Consider the following 6,363-nt stretch of genomic DNA (forward strand, 5'->3'; position numbering starts at 1 on the left):
TGCCGGATGCGCAAAAAGCTGAGAGTCGCCGCCTACGCCGTCTGCGTCCGGGACGGACAGCTCCTGCTGGCCCGGTCACCGGCCGCGGGCGGGGGATACGAGTGGGTGCTGCCCGGCGGCGGCATGGACCACGGCGAGCACCCGAACGACACGGTCGTACGGGAGCTGGAGGAGGAGACCGGCTACCACGTCGAGGTCACCGGTCTCCTCGGCGTGGACACGACTCACCACGTCCTCCCGTGGAGTTACAGGCGCAAGGTGGACCACCACGGCGTCCGGATTGTCTACGAGGCCGGGATCGTCGGCGGCGAGCTGCGGAACGAGGTCGGCGGGTCGACCGACATGGCCGCCTGGCACCCGCTGGACGACGTACCCGGGCTCACCCGGGTCCGGTTGATCGACGTGGCGCTGCGGCTGTGGCGGGAGCGGCCGGCCGTCGGACGGGTCGAGAGCGGGCTCCCCGGAAAGCCGTAGCGGAACGGTCCCGGAATAGCTTCAGTACCCCGGCAGATGAACACGGAGTAGCCGCCTCCCGGCGGTCCGACGAGCGTTCACGAACGCACAGGGGGCGCCAAGATCCACGTACGGTGATCGGCGCCACGCGTTGCCGTCTCGTTTACGCGCAGGTCATCCCCGATGCCAAGCATCCAGTACGAGCGGGAAGTTCGCGACCGCGATCGAGAACCGATCGCCGCGAACCCCCGCGACCACTGCCGACGCAGTTCGTACTCGGGGAGATCGCGCCATGTCGCGCACACGCTCTGTCGCCAGCTCCGCGCTGGGGGTCAACCGCCGTACCGTCCTCGCCGCCACCGCGGCCGTGTCCGTCTCCGCGGGCGTCGGTTACGCCCTCCGGCCCACCGACAGCCAGGCCGCCACCGCCACCGCCACCGCCGATGGCGCCAACACCGCCGCCGAGGCGCCCGTGGCGCACTCCCGCGTGGCACCGGCCGCACCTCTCGCCCCGTACACCAAGGGCACCACCCTCGCGACGGTCGCCGCCCCGCGCACCAGCTCCGGCTACCGCCGGCTCGGCGACGGCGCCGGGTGGAAGCGCGTCGTGCGCGGCGACCTCGCCAACGCCAAGTCCGGGCGCGCGGGCCGCCGTACGGCACTCGCGTCGTTCGTGCAGTTCACCGATCTGCACCTGATGGACAGCCAGCACCCGCTGCGCCTGGAGTACCTGCGCTCGACCGACAAGCACGCCTGGCGCCCGCACGAGGCGCTGACCGTGCAGGGCGGGATCTCGCTGGTCGAGCGGGTCAACGCGCTGCGCGGCGCCCCGGTGACCGGCTCCCCGCTGCACTTCGTCATGACCACCGGCGACAACACGGACAACAACGCCAAGTCCGAGCTGGAATGGTTCATGAAGATCATGAGCGGCGGGCGGTTCACCCCCAACACCGGTGACCCGCGCCACTACGAGGGTGTCCAGAACAGCGGCCTCAAGCTGTACTGGCAGCCCGAATCCACCCTGCGCGACGGCGACAAGCAGGTCGGTTTCCCGCACCTCAAGGGCTTCCTGGCCGCCGCGATCCGCGAGGTCCGCAGCCCCGGCCTCAACCTGCCCTGGTACTCGACGGTCGGCAACCACGACGCGCTCCCGCTCGGCTGCTTCGGCTCCCACGCGGACCCCTACCTCACCGAACTCGCCATCGGCGGCAAGAAGTTGATGACCGCGACGGCGGCCGAGGCGAAGAAGCTGCAGAACTCGATCCGGGACGCGAAGGACCCCAAGGGCACCGGCTACCGCGACTTCCTCAAGGCACACGCCCGCTCCGCGCGGTCGATCACGCCGGACGAGAACCGCGCCCCGTACACCTCCGCCGAGTACCTCAAGGCCCACCTCGACCCGGCCTACCAGGGCCTCGGCCCGGTCGGTCACGGCTACTCCTCCGCGAACGTCGACGCGGGCACCCAGTACTACGCGTTCCGTATCGCCGACGACGTGATCGGCATCAGCCTCGACACCACGGACGCGGGCGGCCACTACGAAGGGTCCATCGGGGCAACGCAGTTGAGGTGGCTGGACAAGACACTCCGCGACAACAAGGACTCGTACGCGGTGATCTTCAGCCACCACACCAGCAAGTCGATGGACAACACCCGCCCCGACCCGGCCCACCCCACCGAGCGCCGCTACGAGGGCTCGGCGGTCATCGCCCTCCTCGGCAGCCATCCCAACGTGCTGGCCTGGGTCAACGGCCACATCCACCGCAACGTCATCACCCCGCACTCGGCGCCCGACGGCCGCAGCTTCTGGGAGATCTCCACCGCCTCGCACGTCGACTATCCCCAACTCGCCCGTGTCATCGAGCTGGTGGACAACAAGGACGGCACGCTGTCCCTCTTCACCACGCTGATCGAGTCCGCGGCCCCGCACCGCACCGACTTCTCCGACCTCACCCAGACCGGCCTGGCGGCCCTGTACCGCGAACTGTCGTACAACGCACCGGGTTCCAGCACGGTGCTGGGCGGCGACGCGAAGGACCGCAACACGGAGCTGCTCCTCAAGAAGGGCTGAAGCTTCAGAAGGGCCGAAACTCACTCAACTGGCGTACACCCGGGCAACCTTGGCCACATGCCCTCGGGTCCCTCCCCCTGACCGAGCCGCCCGGGCTCGACGAAGGGGGAACACACATGAGGGTTCGTACAGCACTCATGGCCACGACGGCGGTGGCGCTGTCCGTCGCACTGGCGGGACCCGCGACGGCGGCGGAGCCCGCCGGCAAGCACCAGGACCACACGGCCACCCGTAAGGCCATCCAGGCGGCCATCGACATCGGCGTACCCGGCGTCACGGCGACGGTGAAGGACGGCCGCAGCACGTGGTCGACGACAGCCGGCGTGGGCAACCTCCGCACCGGCAAGCCGCGTTCGACCGACGACCGCTACCGGGTGGGCAGCATCACCAAGACGTTCGTGTCGACGGTCATCCTCCAACTGGAGGCGGAGGGACGCCTGTCGCTCGACGACAAGGTGGCCACATGGCTGCCGGGCGTGGTCGAGGGCAACGGCCACGACGGCACGAAAGTCACCCTGCGCCAGCTCCTGAACCACACGAGCGGCATCTTCAACTACACGGCGGACGACGACTTCGGCGCCACGTACTTCACCAAGGACGGGTTCTTCCAACACCGTTACGACACGAAGACGGCGGCCGACCTGGTGGCGATCGCCATGACCCACAAGCCGGACTTCGCACCGGGCACGTCGTGGAACTACTCCAACACGAACTACGTGCTGGCCGGGATGGTGATCCAGAAAGTCACCGGCCACTCGTACGCGACGGAGATCCGCCACCGCATCATCAACCCCGTGAACCTGAAGGCGACTTCACTCCCAGGCGCGAGGATCACGGTCCCGCAGCCCAGCAGCCACGCCTACAGCAAGCTGGCACAGACCGCCACGGGCCCGACGTACGACGTCACACGACTGAACCCGACCATCGCCTCCTCCGCGGGCTCACTGATCTCCGACTCGTCCGACCTGGACCGCTTCTACGGCGCGCTGGTGCGGGGCGAGTTGCTGCCGCCGAAGCAGCTGAAGGAGATGAAGGCGACGGTCCCGACGGGCGCCGACAGCAGCGACACCCGCTATGGCCTCGGCCTCGCCGACATCACCCTGCCCTGCGGTGTCCATGTCTGGGGCCACGACGGAGGCATCCACGGTTCCTCGTCCGTGGCCGTGACGACGGCGGACGGGCGCCATTCCCTGGCGTTCAACTTCAACGGGGACTGGTCGGGGGACGCCGGGGCGGTGGTGGTGGCGGAGTTCTGCGGTAAGTGAGGTCTTCTTGCATAAGCGGAACAGCGTTCCGTATGCTGTTCCGGAACGCTGTTCCGCTTACCTGGGGAGAATCATGCACTACCGCACGCTGGGCCGCACCGGCATCAAGGTCAGCCCCTACTGCCTGGGCGCGATGATGTTCGGCGCCATCGGCAATCCCGATCACGACGACTCCGTCCGGATCATCCACAAGGCGCTGGACGCGGGCATCAACTTCGTCGACACCGCCGACGCGTACTCGCGCGGCGAGTCGGAGGAGATCGTCGGCAAGGCGCTCAAGGGTCGCCGCGACAACGTCGTACTGGCCACGAAGGCGCACCTTCCGATGGGCGACGACCCCAACCAGCGTGGAAACTCCCGGCGTTGGCTGGTCCGCGCCCTGGAGGACTCCCTGCGCCGTCTCGGGACCGACCACGTCGACCTGTTCCAGATCCACCGCCCCGAGCCGGACACGGACGTGGAGGAAACCCTCTCCGCCCTCACCGATCTGGTGCGCGCGGGCAAGGTGAGGGCGGTCGGCACGTCGTCCTTCCCCGCCTCGGACATCGTCGAGGCACAGTGGGTGGCGGAGCGGCGAGGCCTGGTCCGCTTCCGCACGGAACAGCCGACGTACTCGATCCTCAACCGGGGCATCGAGCGCGAGGTGCTGCCGGTCTGTGAGCGCTACGGCATGGGCGCCCTGGTCTACAGCCCGCTGGCCGGCGGCCTCCTGACCGGCCGCTACCGCAAGGCCCAGCAGGCCGACACCCACCGCTCGGCCTTCGGTTTCAAGCACCTCACCGACGAACACCGGCTCGACACGGTCGAGGAACTCGTAGCCCTCGCCGAGAAGGCGGGCCTCCCGCTCACCCACCTGGCCATGGCCTTCGCGATCGCCCACCCCGGTGTCACCTCGGCGATCATCGGCCCTCGCACGATGGCCCACCTCGACGACCTGCTCGCGGGCGCGGACACCGTCCTGTCCGACGAACTCCTCGACGAGATCGACGAGTTGGTGCCGCCCGGCACGGACGTCGGAACCCTCGACATGGCGTACGCGCCGCCGGCCATCCAGCGGTCTGGGCTGCGCAGGCGTACGGCTGAGGAGCGCACCGCGGCCTGACCTGCCATCAGTCGCGTGAGTCCGTCTTGCGGAGTCGGGCGAGGAACGGCGTCCACCAGCTACCCCACGCCCCCCGCGGTCGGCTCTCCGAATCCCTTGATCGGTTTCTGCGCGGAGACATCGGAAAGACGGTTCGTGTCCAGCTCGCCGTAGGCCCCCGTACCAATTGACCCCCGGATAACCAACCGGACCCAGACACGAGACGCCCAGTTCATTCCGACGAAATGTCCGTGCCGCCTCATAACGGCTAACCCGCTGTTCACGGGGATGGCTCGATTCATACGCAAGGCGGGTGGTCGTGTGCGCGCTAGACACGAGCTGCACGTGCTGTCGGTCTACGAGGGGTTCTTCTCCGGAGGAGCCCGCATCGTCCACAGCGACGTCGTACTGGGACTGGTGGAGGGCGGCCAGCACCATACGGTGCTCAGCATCCACGGAGAAGTACACCGAGAAGCAACCCGGCAGGCCATGGAGAACGACGCCTGCTACCAACAGCTGACCGCGGCCGGCGTCGGCGTCTCCACCCTCGGCCGCAGCTTCGGCGGCGGTGATGATCAGGCCACGGTGGGGTTCACCGGGCCCGAGCTCGCCGACGCCGCCCGCGCCCTGGCCGACGCCGACGTCGTCCTGTCGCTCAAGGAGCAGCCGCTCTCGCTGCTCAACCAGGCGGGCCTGCCCCGCCGCCCCGCCGTCGTGTGCCTGCACCGTTCGGACCCCGAACACTCGGGCACCGCCCTGGACGAACTGAAAGCCGCCATCGCCGACGGCAAGGTCGTCGCCGCCGTCTGCTGCGCGGAGTCCACCCGCGACGCCTACCAGGCCGCCGGCATCCCGCCCGAGGTCCTCCACGTCATCCCCAATGGCGTGGACCTGTTCCGCTTCCGGCCGGATCCCGCCCGGCGGCTCGCCCTGCGTGCCTCCCTCGGTATTCCGGACACCGCCCCCGTCGTCGTCTTCGCCGCCCGCTACGCCACGATGAAGAACATCCCGCTCTTCCTCCGCGCCGCCAACGAGTGGCTACGGCGCGAACCGGCCGGGCATGTGCTGATGTGCGGCGCCGGCATGACCGACCACGACCAACCCGCCCTCTCCGCCGACATCGACGACGCCTTCGGGGAGGAACGGGAGCGACTCGGCGACCGGCTTCATCTCCTCGGCGTACGGCGGGACATGGAGACCGTCTACGCCGGGTCCGACGTCGTCGCGCTCACCTCGTCCTTCGGCGAGGCCGCGCCCCTGTGCCTGATCGAGGGCATGATGTGCGGGGCCGTACCCGTCGCCACCGACGTCGGCGACAGCGCGTCCATCGTCGCCGGGCACGGCATCATCACGCCCCCCGACCCGGACGCCGTCGCGTCGGCCTGGACCGAGGCGGTCGCAGGCCGCGCGGAGTTCGCCAAGGCCCACGCCCGCAGCCGCGAACGCTTCAGCCGTACGCGCATGATCGCCTCCTACGCCGCCCTCATCGACGG

At 69.2% G+C, this 6,363-nt stretch carries 5 protein-coding genes; all 5 read left to right on the top strand.

The annotated features are described in order from the left end of the window. The first annotated feature begins 6 nt into the window (after positions 1 to 6). A complete protein-coding gene (locus tag ACFWP5_RS41320) occupies positions 7 to 474 on the top strand; it encodes an NUDIX hydrolase (RefSeq protein WP_384169325.1) in 468 nt (155 codons plus the stop codon). Between the two features lie 271 nt (positions 475 to 745). After that, on the top strand, positions 746 to 2,524 hold the full coding sequence (locus ACFWP5_RS41325; protein WP_384169327.1) for a TIGR03767 family metallophosphoesterase: 1,779 nt from the start codon (positions 746 to 748) through the stop codon (positions 2,522 to 2,524). Positions 2,525 to 2,640: 116 nt separating this feature from the next. Then, positions 2,641 to 3,789, top strand: a complete 1,149-nt coding sequence (locus ACFWP5_RS41330; protein WP_384169331.1) for a serine hydrolase domain-containing protein — start codon at positions 2,641 to 2,643, stop codon at positions 3,787 to 3,789. Positions 3,790 to 3,862: 73 nt separating this feature from the next. Further along, positions 3,863 to 4,891 carry an aldo/keto reductase gene (locus ACFWP5_RS41335; RefSeq protein ID WP_384169334.1) on the top strand — a complete coding sequence of 343 codons (1,029 nt, stop codon included), beginning with the start codon at positions 3,863 to 3,865 and terminating at the stop codon, positions 4,889 to 4,891. Between the two features lie 324 nt (positions 4,892 to 5,215). Continuing rightward, a partial coding sequence (locus ACFWP5_RS41340; protein ID WP_384169343.1) for a glycosyltransferase occupies positions 5,216 to 6,363 on the top strand: 1,148 nt, incomplete at its 3' end.

It is taken from the genome of Streptomyces sp. NPDC058469 (assembly GCF_042721125.1).
GTDB lineage: Bacteria > Actinomycetota > Actinomycetes > Streptomycetales > Streptomycetaceae > Streptomyces.